This is a genomic window from Microbacterium arborescens, from assembly GCF_049707515.1.
Classification (GTDB): Bacteria; Actinomycetota; Actinomycetes; order Actinomycetales; family Microbacteriaceae; genus Microbacterium; species Microbacterium arborescens_B.
Genome location: NZ_JBNAFI010000001.1, coordinates 132,931 through 148,437, shown reverse-complemented (window position 1 = coordinate 148,437; position 15,507 = coordinate 132,931). Strand labels below are relative to the sequence as shown.

Here is a 15,507-nt window from a genome sequence, read left to right as displayed (position 1 = left end):
CATTCTATAATGAATGCGATGTCATCCTACCGATCGGGGACAACGATGGCGACTCCCATGCTGGCCCCACCGCTGCCGCCTCGCGAGATCGCCGCGATCGCGACGGCTCTCGGCGACGCCGGAACCGTGTCGACGCGCTCGCTCGACCGCGTCGCGCAGGCATCCGATGCCTCTCACGTCCTACTGACGCCGCGCGCCGTCGCCACGGCCGACGACGCCGCAGCCGTCGCCCGTCTGCTGCGCTCCGCGACGGAGCGCCGGATGCCGGTGACCTTCCGCTCGGGCGGCACCAGCCTGTCGGGCCAGAGCGCCACCGATGGCCTGCTGGTCGACGTGCGACGGGGCTTCCGGCGGATCGACGTGCTCGACGGCGGGCGCCGCGTGCGCGCACAGCCGGGCGCCACGGTGCGCCAGGTCAACACCCGGCTGGCGCGACACGGGTACCGGCTCGGCCCGGACCCCGCCAGCGAGGCCGCGTGCACCATCGGCGGGGTTGTCAGCAACAACTCCAGCGGCATGGCGTGCGGCACCGTGGAGAACACCTACCGCACGCTGGAATCCCTCGTCTTCGTCCTCCCCTCCGGCACGGTGGTCGACACCGCGGCACCGGATGCCGACCGCCTGCTGCGCGCGGCGGAGCCCGCTCTCGTCGCCGGTCTCGAGCAGTTGCGGCGCCGCGTCGTCTCCAACACCGAGAGCGTCGCGATCATCGAGCGCTCCTTCGCGATGAAGAACACGATGGGGTACGGCGTCAACGCCTTCCTCGACTACGACTCCCCCGCGGCTCTCCTCGCCCACCTGATCATCGGCAGCGAGGGCACGCTGGCTTTCGTCGCCGAGGCGACCTATCGCACCGTCGAGATCCGCCCGCGTGCCGCCACCGCCCTCGCCGTCTTCCGGGACCTCGCCGCGGCCACGAGCGCCCTGCCCGAGCTCGTCGCGGGCGGGGCGGCGACCCTCGAGCTCATGGACGCCACCAGCCTGCGGGTCGGCCAGTCCCTGAGCGATGCGCCCGACGCCATCCGCGGTTTCACGGTCGACGCGCACGCTGCCCTGCTCGTGGAATACCACGCCGGGTCCGACGACGAGCTCGGCTCGCTCACCGCCGCCGGGGCCCGCCTTCTCGCCGCGCAACCGCTCCTGGCACCGGCGACGCTGTCGACCGATCCGGCGAGTCGCGCGGCCGCATGGAAGCTGCGCAAGGGCCTCTACGCCTCGGTCGCCGGCGCACGCCCGAGCGGCACGACGGCGCTGCTCGAAGACGTCGTGGTGCCCGTCCCCGCCCTCGCCGGAACCTGCGCGTCGCTGCAGGACCTGTTCGCGCGCTACGACTACCGCGACAGCGTGATCTTCGGCCATGCGAAGGACGGCAACGTCCACTTCATGCTCACCGACCGGTTCGAGACGGATGAACAGCTGTCGCGGTACGCGGCGTTCACCGAGGCGATGGTCGACCTCGTCCTGGCCGGTGGGGGCAATCTGAAGGCCGAGCACGGCACCGGCCGGGTCATGGCCCCCTACGTCCGCCGCCAGTACGGCGACGAGCTGTACGACGTGATGGTGCAGCTCAAGCGGCTGTGCGACCCCGCCGGCATCCTGAACCCGGGCGTCATCATCGACGACGACCCCGAGGCGCACCTGAAGAACATCAAGCTGGCCGAGACGGTCGAGGCGGAGGTCGATCGCTGCGTCGAGTGCGGCTATTGCGAACCGGTCTGCCCGAGCAAGGACCTCACCCTCACCCCGCGCCAGCGGATCGTGACTCGCCGCGCGATCGCTCGCGCCGCGGCGTCGGGCGATGACCGGCTCGCGGCCGAGCTCGAGCGCGATTACGGCTACGCGGGGGTCGAGACCTGCGCGGTCGACGGCATGTGCCAGACGGCGTGCCCGGTTCTCATCAACACCGGATCGCTCGTCAAGCGTCTCCGCCGCAACGAGGCGAGCGCCGTCGCCGACGCCGCCTGGGCGGGCGCGGCGCACGGCTGGAGCACGGTGACCCAGGCGGCATCGGCGGCCCTGAGCGTCGCCGATCGCGCTCCCGCGTCCGCCGTCACGGCGGTGACGGACCTCGGTCGCGCGGTCGTCGGAGCCGAGACCCTGCCTCGCTACGACGCGGACCTGCCGCGCGGTGGACGCGCCCGAGGCCGGTTGCGGCAGCACTCCGGCTCCGGCGACGCCGACCCCGGCTCTCCTCCTGCGGCGGTGTTCCTGCCGGCGTGCGTGAACACCATGTTCGGCCCGGCCGAGGCCGGCGCCACCGGGCCGGGAATCGGCGCCACCGAGGCTTTCCGGCGACTCGCGGACCGCGCCGGCGTGCCGCTGGTGATTCCGCCCGGCGTCGACGGCCTGTGCTGCAGCACGCCGTGGACATCGAAAGGGTATGCGCGCGGCCGCGACGTCATGTCGGCGCGCGTCGTGTCGGCTGTGCAGCGCGCCACCCGCGACGGCGTGCTCACGGTCGTGACGGACGCGTCGAGCTGTACCGAGGGCTTCGTCCACCTGCTCGCGGATGCCGGCGTGACGGTGCGCGTCGAGGATGCCGTCGCCTTCGCCGAGCGCGAGCTGCTGCCCCGGCTCGCGGTGCCGGCGCCCCGCATCGGACGTCTGGTGCTGCATCCCACCTGCTCATCGACGCAGCTCGGGCTCGACCCGGCCCTGCGTGCGCTGGCAGGAGCCGTGGCCCGCGATGTCGTCGTGCCCGACTCGTGGGGATGCTGCGCCTTCGCGGGCGACCGCGGGATGCTGCATCCCGAGCTCACCGCCTCGGCCACGGCGGCGGAGGCCGCGGAGGTCCGCGCCGCGGGAGGCGACGCGCACGCGTCGTGCAACCGCACGTGCGAGATCGGCATGACGCGGGCGACCGGAATGCCCTACCGGCACGTCCTCGAGCTCCTGGAGGAGGCCACCCGCCCCTGACGGGACCGCTCCCGAGCCGCCCGCCGGAGCTCCGGTGCGGTCATCGGCGCGGTCATCGAGGCGGTCATCGAGACGCCGGTCGGCGGGGTATCGGCTCAGCCGGTCGACTCGCGGACGACGAGTTCGGGACGGAAGCGCACGCGGCGCTCGTGCTCGCCCGCCGGTTCGTCGAGCCCGCGCAGCAGCAGGTCGACGGCACGGTATCCGATCTCGTGCGCGGGCTGGCGGATCGAGCTGAGCGGCACGACCGTGGCCGAGGCGAAGTCGATGTCGTCGTAGCCGATGAGCGCGACCTCGTCGGGCACGCGCACCCGGCCCAGCACCGAGAACGCCTGCAGCACGCCGACGGCGAGCAGGTCGTTCGCGGTGAAGACCGCGTCGACGCGGTGCTCGCACGTGCGCTCGCGCAGCTGCTCGCCGGCGGCGCGTCCGTGCAGCACCGACAGCGCCGGCACGGGGATCTCTTCGAGACGCGCCCCGGCGACCTCGGCGACCGCCCGCTTGGCTCCCTCGAGTCGATCGGCCACCTGGCGGATCGACACGGGGCCACGCACGAACGCGATGCGCCGTCGACCCCGCGCCAACAGATGCGAGACGGCGAGGTATCCGCCCTCGACGTCGTCGACCGACACGGATGCGAAGACGTCGTCCGGCACCTCGCGGTCGACGAGGACGACCGGCACGCCCGCCGCCTGGAGGCCCCGCAGGCGGTCGAGGTCGTCGCCCGCGGGCGTGACCAGCACGCCGTTGACGCGCTGCTCGCGGAAGAGATCGAGGTGCGCCGACTCGCGCTCGGGCTTCTCGTCGCTCGTGCTGAGCAGCACCGTCATCCCGCTCTCGGCAGCCCGCGCCTCCGCGCCGCGCGCAACCTCGGCGAAGAACGGGTTGCCGATGTCGAGGACGACGAGACCGATCGACCGGCTGCGTCCGGCACGCAGCTGCCGCGCCGCGTCGTTGCGGACGAACCCGAGATCGGCGATGGCCTGCTGCACCCGCGCGACCATGTCGGGCGACACGCGCGTCGGATTGTTGAGGACGTTCGACACGGTCCCCACCGAAACGGATGCCGCGACCGCGACATCCCGCACGCTCACTGCCATGCACACCACCGTAGCGCGCAGGCGATGATGAGGGCAGGAATCCGGTAAGCGCTTGCCAGTTGTGCCGCCGCTCGCGACCCGCTAGGCTCATGAAACGATTCACGCCCCCTCACCAAGGAACCTCGATGACGAGTGCATCTGCGCACCGGGTCTGCTTCTCGCTGCAGGTCCAGCCCGACCTGCTCGATGAGTACGTCGCCCGGCACACCCCCGTCTGGCCGGAGATGCTCGCCGAGATCGCCGCGTCGGGACGCCGCAACTATTCCCTCTTCCTCGGGGAGGGAGGCCGGCTGATCGGCTACTACGAGGTCGACGACGACGACGCGGCGCAGGCCTACCTCGCCGCCTCTCCCGTCGCGGCCCGATGGGAGGCCGAGATGGCGCGCTTCTTCGTCGGCCTCGAGGGCCGACCCGACCAGGCCGCGACGCCGCTGATCGAGATCTTCAACCTGCACGACCAACTCGCGGCGAGCGGCACCGACGCCACCGCATCCGACCGATCCACCGACGAAAGCGACGACGCATCGTGAGCATCCTCTCCCCCGACCACTTCGCCCTGCTCGAGCGCCAGGGCATCGAGCTGCCCAGCTGGGCCTTCGGCAACTCCGGCACGCGATTCCGGGTGTTCCCCACCGCCGGCACTCCCCGCGATCCGTTCGAGAAGATCGCCGACGCCGCCGAGGTCAACCGGGTGACCGGCCTCGCTCCCTCGGTGGCGCTGCACATCCCGTGGGACAAGGTCGACGACTACAGCGCGCTCCGCCGGCACGCCGAAGACCTGGGCGTCGCCCTCGGCACGATCAACTCCAACACCTTCCAGGACGAGGACTACAAGTTCGGCGCCCTCACCCACGAGGACGACGCGATCCGCCGCAAGGCCATCGACCACCACCTCGAGTGCATCGAGGTCATGGATGCCACGGGCTCGCGCGACCTCAAGATCTGGCTGGCCGAGGGGTCGAACTACCCCGGACAGAACGACATGCGCGCGCGTCAGGACCGCCTGGCCGACTCGCTGCAGCAGATCTACGCACGTCTCACGGGCGAGCAGCGCCTGGTGCTGGAGTACAAGTTCTTCGAACCGTCGTTCTACCACACCGACGTTCCCGACTGGGGCACGAGCTATGTGCAGGTCGCGGCTCTCGGCGAGCGCGCGATGGTGTGCCTCGACACCGGGCACCACGCGCCCGGCACGAACATCGAGTTCATCGTGATGCAGCTGCTCCGCCTCGGAAAGCTCGGCTCGTTCGACTTCAACTCGCGGTTCTACGCCGACGACGACCTCATCGTGGGCGCCGCCGACCCGTTCCAGCTGTTCCGCATTCTCGTCGAGGTGCTCCGCGGCGGCGGCTTCGACAACCCCGACGTCGTGTTCATGCTCGACCAGTGCCACAACATCGAGGCGAAGATCCCGGGCCAGATCCGCTCGGTGCTCAACGTCCAGGAGATGACGGCGCGAGCGCTCCTCATCGACGCCGACGCCCTCGCCGCCGCCCGCACCGCGAACGACGTTCTGGGCGCGCAGGCCGTGTTCATGGACGCCTTCTACACCGACGTCCGGCCCGCCCTCGCCGAGTGGCGCGAGTCGCGGGGGCTCCCCGCCGACCCGATGGCCGCGTACGCGGCATCCGGCTACCAGCAGAAGATCGAGGCCGACCGGGTCGGGGGCACGCAGGCCGGTTGGGGCGCATGAGCACCACGCGCACCCGCCGACCCCTCAGCGCCTGGAAGGCGACCATCGCGGTCGCCATGTCGAACTACATCGAAGCCGGCGCCATCATCGCGCTCGCGACGAGCCTGTCGCTGTGGCAGGAGGCCTTCGGCTTCGACGACGGCGTCGTGGGGATCGTCGCGGCCCTCTCGGCGAACGCCTTCGGCGCCGCGATCGGCGCGGCCATCGGCGGTCCGCTCTGCGACCGCCTCGGCCGGAAGTTCATCTACACGTACGACCTGATCGTGTTCATGGTGGGAGCGCTGGCGGTGACCTTCGCGCCGAACCTCACCGTGCTGCTCGTCGGCGTCATCCTCATGGGCATCGCGGTGGGCGCGGGGGTTCCCGCGTCGTGGACCTACATCGCCGAAGAGGCCCCGAACGAGCACCGGGCCGCGCACGTGGGCACGGCCCAGCTCGCCTGGTCGATCGGCCCTGCGGTCGGGTTCCTGCTCGCCGTCATCGTCGGCCCACTCGGACTGCTCGGCTCGCGCCTGATCTTCTTCCACCTCTTCGTCATCGCCGCCGTCACGTGGTGGGTGCGTCGCGGACTCCCCGAGTCGCGCCGGTGGAAGAGCGAACGCGAGGCCGCTCTCGTCGCGGGCGAGCGCCCGTCGTTCTTCTCCGGCATCGTGGGCCTGCTCAAAGAGCCCAAGAACTGGGGCGCGCTCGCCTTCCTCATCGGCGTCTACGGGCTCTGGAACACCGTCGCGGGCCAGGCGGGCATCTTCCAGCCGCGGGTGTACGACGCCGCGGGCCTGCACGACCCGATGCAGCAGAACCTGCTGCAGGTGCTCGTGTGGAGTCTCACAGCCGCCGCCACCTTCTTCGGGTTCATGCGCTTCGGCGACCGGGTCCGGCGGAAGTGGCTGTATCTCGGGGGCGCGGCGCTCGGCGTCGTCGCCTGGGCCGTGCTGATCTACGCACCGCCGGGCCTGTTCTCGCTCCTGTTCTTCGCCGTCGCCTGGGGCGTGTCCGCGGGAATCGGGGCGCAGGCCTTCTACGGCCTGTGGACCGCCGAGCTGTTCGCCACCCGCTACCGCGCGAGCGCGCAGGGTGTGCTGTTCATGCTCGCGAGGGTCATGGTCGGACTTCTGAGCCTGGTGTTCCCCGTCCTGCTGTCGGGGCTCGGTCTCGGCGGCCTGGGCGTCATCATCCTCGCGCTGCTCGTCGCCGCACTGCTGATCGGCACCATCTGGGCGCCGACCACCGAGGGCAAGTCGCTCGAGGACATCGAGCTCGAGCGCTACGGCCGGCACGTGCCGTCCCCGGCGGACGAGCGGACGCGGCGATGACCGTCGCGCCTTCGGCAGACGCCGAGGGTCTCGTCCGCGTCTATCCGGCCGACCGCCCGAACGGCACGGGCCTCGTGTGGATGCACGGCGGCGGCTTCGCCTTCGGCGACCTCGACATGCCCGAGGCGGATGCCGTGGCGCGCGTCCTCGCCGGCGCCGGCACGACGGTCTTCTCGGTCGACTATCGTCTCGCGCCAGCGGGCTGGGGCGCGGACGCCGACGGGGAAGGAGACGGGGACGCCCGGCTGGCCGAGGACCGCAGCGGCAACCGCTACCCCGCGGCATCCGACGACGTCCTGCGCGCGTGGGAGTGGGCGAACGCTCACGCCGAGCGGCTCGGCGTCTCCCGCCTCGCGATCGGGGGCGCCAGCGCCGGCGCCAACCTCGCAGCCGGCGCGACGCTCCGGCTCCTCGCGGCGGGCGGCGTCCTGCCGCGCCTCGTCGTACTGGCCTATCCCACCCTGCTCGCGGTGCAGCCGGCGCCGGGGCTCGCGCTGCGTGCCGCTCTCGCGGCTCACCCCGAGCACGACAGGTTCGGCCCCGAGGTCGTCCGCGGCATGTACGAGAACTACCTCGGCACCTCCGTCATCGGCGCCCCGATCGGCGCGGTGCCGGGCCTCGCGTCGGCCGCCGAGCTGACGGGTTTCCCGCCGACGCTCATGATCAACAGCGAAATCGACGAGCTGAGCGTCTCGGGCGACGTGTTCGCCGCCACGCTTCGCACCGCCGGGGTCGACGTCGAGGCCGTCGTCGAGCCCGGCACCGACCACGGGCACCTCAACCGACCCGAACACCCGGGGTTCGCCGCCTCGATGGAACGCATCGTCCGGCGCTTCGCCGCCCTCACCTCGTCCTGACCTCACCTCCCGATCCCGAAGGAAAGCCATGACCTCCGCCGCAGCCGCCGACCTCATCGCGCGCAGCAACCGCCTGGGTTCCGACCCGAAGAACACCAACTACGCCGGCGGGAACACCTCCGCCAAGGGCACCGACATCGACCCCGTCACCGGCGAGCCCGTCGAGCTGCTGTGGGTCAAGGGATCGGGCGGCGACCTCGGCACCCTCACGGAGGCGGGTCTGGCCGTGCTGCGGCTCGACCGCATGCGCGCCCTCGTCGACGTCTACCCCGGCGTCGAGCGCGAAGACGAGATGGTCGCCGCATTCGACTACTGCCTGCACGGCAAGGGCGGCGCGGCCCCGTCGATCGACACCGCCATGCACGGGCTGGTCGATGCGGCCCACGTCGATCACCTGCACCCCGACGCCGGCATCGCCATCGCGACGGCCGCCGACGGCGAGGAGCTGACGGCGACCATCTTCGGCGAGAAGGTCGTCTGGGTGCCCTGGCGTCGTCCGGGGTTCCAGCTCGGGCTCGACATCGCCGCCATCAAGGCGCAGAGCCCGGAGGCGATCGGATGCATCCTGGGCGGGCACGGCATCACGGCCTGGGGCGACACTTCCGACGAGGCCGAGGCGAACAGCCTGTGGATCATCGAGACGGCCCAGGCCTACATCGACCAGCACGGCGCGCCGGAGCCCTTCGGCGGCGTCCGTGACGGCTTCGAGGCCCTGCCCGAGCCCGAGCGCCGGGCCCGCGCCGCGGCCCTCGCCGCGACCATCCGCGGCATCGCCTCGACCGACAAGCCCATGGTCGGTCACTACACCGATGCCGCAGTGGTGCTCGACTTCCTGGCATCCGAGAAGGCGCCCGCGCTCGCGGCGCTCGGCACCAGCTGCCCCGACCACTTCCTGCGGACGAAGGTCAAGCCGCTGATCCTCGACGTGCCCGCGACGGCATCCGTCGACGAGCAGATCGCGCGCCTGCACGAGCTGCACGCCGAGTACCGCGCCGACTACCAGGCCTACTACGACGCCCACGCCGACGCGTCATCACCGGCGATCCGCGGCGCCGACCCGCTCATCGTGCTCGTCCCGGGCGTGGGCATGTTCTCGTACGGCGCGAACAAGCAGACCGCGCGCGTCGCGGGCGAGTTCTACGTCAACGCGATCAACGTCATGCGCGGCGCCGAGGCCCTCTCGACCTACGCCCCGATCTCCGACGCGGAGAAGTTCCGCATCGAGTACTGGGCCCTCGAGGAGGCCAAGCTCCAGCGGATGCCCAAGCCCAAGACCCACCAGGGGCGCATCGCGTTCGTCACGGGAGCGGCATCCGGCATCGGAAAGGCCATCGCCACGCGGCTCGCGGCCGAGGGCGCGTGCGTCGTCGTCGCCGACCTCGACCTCGAGAAGGCCCAGGCGGCGGCCGCGGAGCTCGGCGGCACCGACGTCGCGATCGGTGTGGCCGCGAACGTGGCCGACGCCGAGGGCGTGCAGGCAGCCATCGACGCGACGCTGCTCGCGTTCGGCGGCATCGACCTCGTCGTGAACAACGCGGGCCTGTCACTGTCGAAGCCGCTGCTCGAGACCACCGAGAAGGACTGGGACCTGCAGCACGACGTCATGGCGAAGGGCTCGTTCCTCGTCGCGAAGGCCGCGGCGAAGGCGCTCATCGAGCAGAAGCTCGGCGGCGACGTCATCTACATCTCGTCGAAGAACTCGGTCTTCGCCGGCCCGAACAACATCGCGTACTCGGCGACCAAGGCCGACCAGGCCCACCAGGTGCGCCTGCTCGCCGTCGAGCTCGGCGAGCACGGCGTGCGGGTCAACGGCATCAACCCCGATGGCGTCGTCCGCGGCTCGGGCATCTTCGCCGCCGGCTGGGGCGCCAACCGCGCCGCGACCTACGGGGTCAAGGAGGAGGACCTCGGGCAGTTCTACGCCAACCGCACGATCCTCAAGCGCGAGGTCGTCCCCGAGAACGTCGCCGACGCCGTCTACGTGCTGACCGGCCCCGAGCTCTCGCGCACGACGGGCCTGCACATCCCGGTCGACTCCGGCGTCGCCGCCGCCTTCCTCCGATGACCGGGCGCCGAGTGCACGGCTTCGCGCCGAGTGCACCCCATCCACGCGTCGAGATCCCGTGCTCTCGGCGAGCGGCCGTGCACTCGGCAGAGGGATGCCGCGCATGACCGGTTCGGGGGCGGTCGCGGCGGTCGACCTCGGGGCCACGAGCGGACGGGTGATCGTGGGGCGGGTCGGGCCGGACGTGCTCGAGACCACGACGGTCGCACGGTTCGCCAACGACCCCGTGTTCGCCGGCGACGGCCTGCACTGGAACCTCGTGGGCATGTACGGCTCGGTTCTCGACGGCCTGCGCGAGGCCTTCCGCGCGACGCCCGAGATCGCCTCGATCGGGGTCGACTCGTGGGCCGTCGACTACGGGCTGCTGCGCGGCGGGCGCCTGCTCGGCGAGCCCTTCCACTACCGCGACGAGCGCACGGCCCGGGGGGTGGCGAGCGTGCACGCGCGCTTCCCCCACGCCGAGCTGTTCGAGCGCAACGGGCTGCAGTTCCTGCCGTTCAACACGCTGTACCAGTTCGCCGCCGAAGATCCCGGGCTGCTCGCCTTCGCCGACACGGCGCTGCTGGTGCCCGACCTCGTCGGGTACTGGCTCACCGGGGTCGCCCGTGCCGAGCAGACCAACGCCTCGACGACGGGACTGCTGCGCGTGCTGCAGGCGTCGTGGGACGACGCCCTCGTCTCAGCGGTCGGCATCCCGCGCGGCATCCTCCCCCCGCTCATCGCGCCCGGCGACCGGCTCGGGGCGCTCCGCGCCGACGTCGCCGCGTCGCTCGGCGCGCCCGACGGCGTGCCGGTCACCGCGGTCGGTTCGCACGACACGGCCTCGGCCGTCGTCGCCGTCCCGATGCAGGCGGATGCCGCGGCTTACATCTCGTGCGGCACGTGGGGCCTCGTGGGGGTGGAGGTCGACCACCTGGTGCTCAGCCGTGCCGCGCTCGAGGCGAACTTCACGAACGAGGGCGGCGTCGACGGGCGGGTGCGGCTGCTGCACAACGTCATGGGTCTCTGGGTGCTCAGCGAGGCCGTGCGCCAGTGGGAGCGCCGCGAGGGGCACCGCATCGACCTGCCGACGCTGCTCGACGCCGCACGCGGGGCCGAAGGCGTCGTGTTCGATGTGAACGACCCGCGCTTCCTCGCACCCGGCGACATGACCTCGCGCATCGACGCGTGGTGCGCCGAGCACGACGTCGCGCCGCCGCGGACCCGCGCCGAGTACACCCGGTCGATCGTCGAGTCGCTCGCGCAGGCGTTCGCCGACGCGGTCGCCGATGCGGCGCGCCTCGGGCGGGTCGACGTGCGGACGATCCACATCGTCGGGGGCGGCGCGCTCAACGAGCTGCTGTGCCAGCGCACCGCCGACCGGTCCGGGATGCCGGTGATGGCCGGCCCCGTGGAGGCGACGGCCCTCGGCAACGTCCTCGTTCAGGCCCGGGCCGCCGGATTCGTCTCGGGCTCGCTCGAGGCGCTCCGCGACCTCGTCGCCCGCACGCACGAGCCCCGGCGGTACGAGCCGCGCGCCTAACCCGCGCCAGGACGTCAGTTCCAGGACGCCAGTCCCAGGACGTCAGTCCCAGGACGTCAGTCCCGCCGCCGGCTGGCGATACATTCGTCGGGCTGGCGGTGCTGAAGCAGCCTCGACCGACTGTCGAGACCACACGAGCCACGGCAGTCCGACGACTGTATCGGCACCGCGGCCGGATCCGGTGTCAAGGGGTGCCGCGGGGCGAGGCGGCGAGCGTAACGTCGCGACCATGAGCAGCCACGACAGCGCGATCCCGTCCGAAGAGCCCACCGGCGACCGGCACCTCGACGACCCGAGTGCCGAGCAGTCGATCACCGACGACGCGCCCCGCGGCGGCGATGAGACCACCGAGCAGGAGCTCACGGCCGACAACCCCGCCGAAGAGGAGATGCTGAAGACGCTCGACCCGGGCGACCCGCCCGCCTGACCCCCTCAGCGCCGCCACCGAGCCGACACGAACGCTCCCTTCGCGGGGCCCGGAAACAACGCTTCGCGTCGGGTCGGTGGCGACGCGGCGGATCAGGCCTCGCGCGTGATCGTCACCGTGACGTGCAGAGCGCTCTTGTACGGGCCGGCGAACACACCGCGCAGCGGCGGGACGTCGTTGTAGTCGCGGCCGCGTCCCACCAGCACGTGCCGATCGCTGATCTCGATGTTGTTGGTGGGGTCGAAGCTCTGCCAGTCGCCGGCGAACCACTCGACCCACGCGTGCGACTCGCCCGTGACCGGCACGCCGACGGCCGCCTCGGGATCCGGATGCAGGTACCCCGAGACGTACCGCGCGGGGATGCCGACGCTGCGAAGGGCACCGAGAGTGATGTGCGCGATGTCCTGGCAGACGCCCTTGCGCTCGGGCCACGCCTCCGCCGCTGTCGAGTGCACCCCGGTGACACCCGGCATGTACTCGACGGCATCCCCGACCGCGACGGCGATGGCGTGCGCGGCGGGACCGGGCTCGTCGTACGAATCGGCGATCTCGCGGGCCAGCTTCACGACCTCGGGATGCGGTGCGGTCCGAGCCGTCTGCCCGAGCTGCTCGACCGTGTGGATCGAGCGCCCGGTCTCGCCCGCGAGCTCCTGCCACGAGATCTGCCGGTGCTCGATGGGACGGGGACGCACCTCGACGAGCGAGCGTGCCGTGATCGACAGCGAGTTGTGCGCGGCGAGCACGTCGAAGGCGGCGACCCGGGTGCCGAAGTAGTCGACGTAGTGGTTCACGGCCGTCGTGGGGTCGATGTCGAGCTGCGAGCTCAGCACGAACTGGCTGTCGGTCGAGCTCGGCAGCATCCGTGCCTCGTTGTACGACGCGGCGACGTCGCCGGGGTAGCTGAATCCGGTCGCGTGCTCGATGCGCAGACGCTTCACGATGTCTCTCCGATCCAGCTCGGCTCCGCCGCCGTGGGGAAGAAGCGACTGCGGATCGCCTCGGATGCCTCGCGGGTCACCTTCTGGACGTTGTCCATGTGCTCCGGCAGCTCCGAGAGGATCTCCCCCAGCGGCCGGTATTCGAGGTCGTTGCGGATGCGGCCGAGGGCGCGGAGCACCGCGTTGGAGTGGCCCACGCGATCGGCGACGGGGTCGATCGCGCTCATGCACTCCTCGGCGCGCTGGATCGAGTGGATGATCGAGCGCGGGAAGAGCCGGTCGAGCAACAGGAACTCGGCGGCGTTGCGCGCGCTCGGCATGCCGCGGTAGGTGCGCAGGTACGCCTCGTACGCGCCGCACGAGCGGAGGATCGTCGTCCACGACGGGCCCGACTCCTCCGTCAGCGAGCGCGTCGCGAGCAGCCGGGCGGTCATGTCGGTGCGCTCGATCGAGCGGCCCAGCGTGAAGAACTGCCAGGCCTCGTCGCGGCTCGTCGACGAGTCGGTGACGCCGACGGCGAGCGCCGCGCGCTCGCGCACCCACCCGAAGAACTCGTGCACCTTCTCGGCGTTGAGCCGCCGCGGCATCCGCGAGTACGTGGTGTTGAGGGTCTCCCAGAGTTCCGTCGAGACGATCTCGCGGGCCCGCCGGGCGTTCTCGCGCGCCGACTGCAGCGAGTAGGCGATGCTCGACGGGTTGGTGCGGTCGACGGCGAGGCGGGTCAGCACGTCCTGTCGGGTGACGGTCTCGAGCCCCTCGGGCGGGAACGACCCCATCACCGACATCAGCGACCGGCACGCGGTGTCCTCGTCGATCCACGGGTCTTCGAGGAGCAGCTGCAGGTGGACGTCGAGGATGCGGGCGGTGCCGTCGCTCCGCTCGATGTAGCGCCCGATCCAGAAGAGGCTCTCGGCGATGCGGCTCAGCACGTGGCACCTCCGCTCTGCTGCTGCTGTTCCTGCTGCTCGCTGAGGCTGCCGGGGTGGTCCTGCGGCGAGTGCGCCGGCTGGTCCTGTTCGTCGTAGATGATCGGGATGGCCTGGGTCGACGCCTGATCGGCGACGAGCCCGGCGAGGTTGCCCTGGCTGTATTCGAGGGTGCGGGGCGCGTCGCCGCCGACGACCCACGTGTCCTTCGAGCCGCCGCCCTGGCTGGAGTTCACCACGAGCTGCCCCTCCGGAAGCGCCACCCGCGTGAGGCCGCCCGGCAGCACCCACACCTCGTCGCCGTTGTTGACGGCGAAGGGCCGCAGGTCGGCGTGACGGGGGCGCATGCCGTCTTCGACGAGCGTGGGGATGGTCGAGAGCATCACGACGGGCTGGGCGATCCACCCGCGCGGGTCGGCGAGCAGCTTCTTGCGCAGCTTCTCGAGCTCGGCGGGTGAGGCATCCGGTCCCACGACCAGTCCCTTGCCGCCGGAACCGTCGACGGGCTTCACGACGAGCTCGTCGAGGCGGTCGAGCACCTCCTCGAGCGCGCCCGGATCCTCGAGCCGCCAGGTGTCGACGTTCTTGAGGATGGGCTCCTCGGCGAGGTAGTACCGGATGAGGTCGGGCACGTAGGTGTACAGCAGCTTGTCGTCGGCGACGCCGTTGCCGACCGCGTTGGCGATCGTGACGTTGCCCAGACGTGCGGCGAGCATGAGCCCGGGTGCGCCGAGCATCGAGTCGGCGCGGAACTGGAGCGGATCGAGGAAGTCGTCGTCGACCCGGCGGTAGATGACGTCGACGCGCTGCGGTCCCCGCGTCGTCCGCATGAACACCTTGCCGCCCGAGCAGACGAGGTCGCGGCCCTCGACGAGCTCGACGCCCATGAGGCGCGCGAGGAGGGTGTGCTCGAAGTACGCGGAGTTGTAGACGCCCGGCGTCAGCACGACGACGTTGGGGTCGTCGACGCCGGGAGGAGCCGACGCGCGCAGCGCCTGCAGCAGCTTGTTCGGGTACTCGCCCACGGGCCGCACCCGCATCGAGACGAAAAGCTCGGGCAGGGTCTGCGCCATGACGCGGCGGTTCGAGATGACGTAGCTGACGCCCGAGGGCACGCGCACGTTGTCCTCGAGCACGCGCATCTCGCCGTGCTCGTCGCGGATGAGGTCGATGCCGGAGACCTGGATACGCACGCCGTTGGCGGAGCGGATGCCGGCGGCCTGGCGGTAGTAGTACTGCGACGAGGCGATGAGCTTCGCCGGCAGCACGCCGTCGCGCACGCAGAACTGATGACCGTAGGCGTCGTCGAGGAAGGCCTCGAGCGCGCGCACGCGCTGCTTCACGCCCGACTCGACGTGCGACCACTCGTCGTAGTCGATGACGCGCGGCACGGCATCCAGCGGGAACGGGCGCTCCTCGCCGGCGAAGTCGAACGTCACGCCCTGGGCGAGGTAGGAGCTCGCGAGCGACTCGGTGCGTCCGCGAAGCTCCTCCTGCGTCATCTGCGCGAGCGCCTGGTACAGCTCGCGGTACGCGGCACGCGAGCTTCCGGGGGCGGGCATGGTGCCCGAGACCTCGAACATCTCGTCGTACGGAGGAACCCCCGACACGGTCTTGCGCGGCGTCAGCGTCGAGCCGTATCCGTCGAAGAGGTCACCCATGGATGCGAGCCTAATCCGGCGCATGTTGCGTCAGTATTTCCGCCTGCGTTTCGCCCGCCGTGTCGACAGCGGGTGCGTCGGTCGGCGCT

General features: G+C 71.4%; 12 protein-coding genes. 8 read left to right on the top strand and 4 right to left on the bottom strand.

Annotated elements, in window-relative coordinates; translation table 11 throughout:
- The first annotated feature begins 45 nt into the window (after positions 1–45).
- Positions 46–2,916: an FAD-binding and (Fe-S)-binding domain-containing protein gene (locus ACPYN5_RS00650; protein ID WP_424447059.1), complete on the top strand. Its 2,871-nt coding sequence runs from the start codon at positions 46–48 to the stop codon at positions 2,914–2,916.
- Positions 2,917–3,011: 95 nt separating this feature from the next.
- Here the strand turns inward: ACPYN5_RS00650 and ACPYN5_RS00645 are convergent, their stop codons facing one another.
- The gene (locus ACPYN5_RS00645) at positions 3,012–4,016 is read right to left on the bottom strand and encodes a LacI family DNA-binding transcriptional regulator (protein WP_424447058.1); all 1,005 of its coding nucleotides are present in this window, start codon (positions 4,014–4,016) and stop codon (positions 3,012–3,014) included.
- A gap of 125 nt (positions 4,017–4,141) precedes the next feature.
- Between ACPYN5_RS00645 and ACPYN5_RS00640 the strand changes: the two genes are divergently transcribed.
- The 7 genes from ACPYN5_RS00640 (at position 4,142) to ACPYN5_RS00610 (ending at position 11,893) form a co-directional block, all read left to right on the top strand.
- The gene (locus ACPYN5_RS00640) at positions 4,142–4,546 is read left to right on the top strand and encodes an L-rhamnose mutarotase (protein ID WP_424447057.1); all 405 of its coding nucleotides are present in this window, start codon (positions 4,142–4,144) and stop codon (positions 4,544–4,546) included.
- Positions 4,543–5,709, top strand: coding sequence for an L-rhamnose isomerase (rhaI, locus tag ACPYN5_RS00635; protein ID WP_424447056.1), 1,167 nt, complete (start codon positions 4,543–4,545; stop codon positions 5,707–5,709). The genes ACPYN5_RS00640 and rhaI overlap by 4 nt, the downstream gene beginning before the upstream one ends.
- Positions 5,706–7,022, top strand: coding sequence for an MFS transporter (locus ACPYN5_RS00630; protein ID WP_424447055.1), 1,317 nt, complete (start codon positions 5,706–5,708; stop codon positions 7,020–7,022). Before rhaI ends, ACPYN5_RS00630 begins: the two co-directional genes overlap by 4 nt.
- Positions 7,019–7,879: an alpha/beta hydrolase fold domain-containing protein gene (locus ACPYN5_RS00625; protein ID WP_424447053.1), complete on the top strand. Its 861-nt coding sequence runs from the start codon at positions 7,019–7,021 to the stop codon at positions 7,877–7,879. The genes ACPYN5_RS00630 and ACPYN5_RS00625 overlap by 4 nt, the downstream gene beginning before the upstream one ends.
- Before the next feature lie 28 nt (positions 7,880–7,907).
- Positions 7,908–9,944 (top strand): bifunctional aldolase/short-chain dehydrogenase, encoded by a 2,037-nt coding sequence (locus tag ACPYN5_RS00620; protein ID WP_424447052.1) that lies wholly within the window; start codon positions 7,908–7,910, stop codon positions 9,942–9,944.
- A 103-nt stretch (positions 9,945–10,047) separates the two neighbouring features.
- On the top strand, positions 10,048–11,466 hold the full coding sequence (locus ACPYN5_RS00615; protein WP_424447051.1) for a rhamnulokinase: 1,419 nt from the start codon (positions 10,048–10,050) through the stop codon (positions 11,464–11,466).
- Between the two features lie 229 nt (positions 11,467–11,695).
- Positions 11,696–11,893 carry a hypothetical protein gene (locus ACPYN5_RS00610; protein WP_424447050.1) on the top strand — a complete coding sequence of 66 codons (198 nt, stop codon included), beginning with the start codon at positions 11,696–11,698 and terminating at the stop codon, positions 11,891–11,893.
- 92 nt (positions 11,894–11,985) lie between these two features.
- Here the strand turns inward: ACPYN5_RS00610 and ACPYN5_RS00605 are convergent, their stop codons facing one another.
- The 3 genes from ACPYN5_RS00605 to ACPYN5_RS00595 are packed head-to-tail and all read right to left on the bottom strand — an operon-like array spanning position 11,986 to position 15,418.
- On the bottom strand, positions 11,986–12,831 hold the full coding sequence (locus tag ACPYN5_RS00605; protein WP_424447049.1) for a transglutaminase family protein: 846 nt from the start codon (positions 12,829–12,831) through the stop codon (positions 11,986–11,988).
- The gene (locus ACPYN5_RS00600; RefSeq protein WP_424447048.1) at positions 12,828–13,760 is read right to left on the bottom strand and encodes an alpha-E domain-containing protein; all 933 of its coding nucleotides are present in this window, start codon (positions 13,758–13,760) and stop codon (positions 12,828–12,830) included. The genes ACPYN5_RS00605 and ACPYN5_RS00600 overlap by 4 nt, the downstream gene beginning before the upstream one ends.
- A complete protein-coding gene (locus tag ACPYN5_RS00595; RefSeq protein ID WP_424447047.1) occupies positions 13,754–15,418 on the bottom strand; it encodes a circularly permuted type 2 ATP-grasp protein in 1,665 nt (554 codons plus the stop codon). The genes ACPYN5_RS00600 and ACPYN5_RS00595 overlap by 7 nt, the downstream gene beginning before the upstream one ends.
- Between the last annotated feature and the right edge of the window lie 89 nt (positions 15,419–15,507).